Annotated in this window: 1 protein-coding gene and 1 pseudogene; one reads left to right on the forward strand and one right to left on the reverse strand. The window is 41.8% G+C overall.

The annotated features are described in order from the left end of the window. Positions 1 to 309 precede the first annotated feature (309 nt). A complete protein-coding gene (locus PX484_RS11970; RefSeq protein ID WP_045356323.1) occupies positions 310 to 957 on the forward strand; it encodes a PEP-CTERM sorting domain-containing protein in 648 nt (215 codons plus the stop codon). Between the two features lie 216 nt (positions 958 to 1,173). Here PX484_RS11970 and PX484_RS11975 read toward each other — a convergent pair. Beyond that, positions 1,174 to 1,557, reverse strand: a pseudogene (locus tag PX484_RS11975) (hypothetical protein); the annotation flags it as partial.

Below are 1,557 nucleotides of genomic sequence, written 5' to 3' on the forward strand. Positions count from 1 at the left end.
ATCCAAGGAAGATCAATCATCAAAGGAGCCGAGGTCGCTTGTACAAGTAGTGTCGTCATATTTTCGCCCTACTCAAGAATTACACGAATTAACAACTGAATGCCCTTCAATCTTAACTTAGCTCTTGTCAACGGCATTATTAACTACCAAAAGATAGAATGCGATCGCTCTTAACCTTGCCAAAGAAGCCTGACGGAGAGTAATGTAAATATTTATAAAAATGTAGCTTAGAATACATTTGTGGGGGGGGGTAATGTGTATCATACGGACGTGAAATTAACACTGTAAAGTTAACACAGGAGAAAGATAATGAATCACGTTTGGTATTTCTCACTAGGAGCAGTTTTTGGGGCGGTTGTCTCCGCTCCGATGGCGGCATATTCCTTTCCCATAGCATCCCCAGGCACTGAAGGGATAAAAGTGTTGGTAAGTAATACTTCTCCAGTAATAGCGACTTATGAGGGCAATTCTGCCTCGTTCAGCAACAGTTTGTACTTAATGCTTGATGGATTAGGCAACCCTGGTGACGATGGAGATTTTTCTAACGATCTTTTTATCTTCAATAATCTCTCTTCGACAGTGGGTAGTACGGTATCATTAGGTTCTTTTTCTATCGGTGCTGAATTGATATTCCGACTGTTTGTCCAAAATACAGGGAATAACTTTTTTACCGGACCCGCTAGCCGAAATCCAGACAACAAGACTCATGCCAGAGTGCAAGAAAACTGGATGCCAAACAAAACTTTAGTCAGCTTTGAAGATCTGTTTAATGGTCCATTTAATTACAATGACCTGAGCTTCTCTTTTACCAATACCAACACCGGTACTATGCTAGTGCCTGAACCCACCTCAACCCTCAGTCTCCTCGTCCTCGGCACTCTCGGCGCAGCTTCAACCCTCAAGCGCCAATTGAAATCCTCCAAATCCTCAGAAAAAGAAACCACAAAAGTCTCCTAATACCATCAATAAAATCCGACAATTCCCTTTCATTAATTAGAGGGGTTTTTATCAGTTGTCATACTAAATCCGTTGAGTAACGCACAGAAAACGGGTTTCTCCGAGAAACCCGTTTTCTACTCATGTGTTCTGCGAGCGAGATTTGCCCATAATTCAGCAGATATACTACCATTAATGCTTGGGAATAGTTTTTCCTAGCTTAGGGGGAGTGAAAGTTTAATTTTCCCTGAATCTTTCTAACAGTTCTGAGCGAGATAAATTAGCCAGAGAAAGAAGTAACCCGGTGCGTTCCGAGATAGGAAGTTGGGCAATCTGTTCCACCAGACCAGATAATTCTGCATCTAGGCTGCCAAAACGTCCTTCCAGAAGACTGGTTATCAGGGATAGTTGTCCTTCTAAACTGCCTCGTTGTATCCCTTCTTGTATTCCTTCTTGTTTCCACTCTTCTCGTTGTTGTAAATAAGCTGGTGATAGGTTCATAATGTCCTCCTGTTCTTCGGCACTTAAATTATCTCTTAATTCCAAACTCTTGCGCCAGTTGGCCAGAATTTCCAGTAAATTCTCTTGGAAAGGATTACCTTCAGGCAATTGCACTAATTC

This window comes from Microcystis sp. M49636_WE2, from assembly GCF_030065375.1.
GTDB classification, from domain to species: Bacteria; Cyanobacteriota; Cyanobacteriia; order Cyanobacteriales; family Microcystaceae; genus Microcystis; species Microcystis aeruginosa_C.

Bases quoted from the DNA above. Each gene is read 5' to 3' on its own strand.
- PX484_RS11970 (WP_045356323.1), top strand. From the start codon at position 310: ATGAATCACGTTTGGTATTTCTCACTAGGAGCAGTTTTTGGGGCGGTT.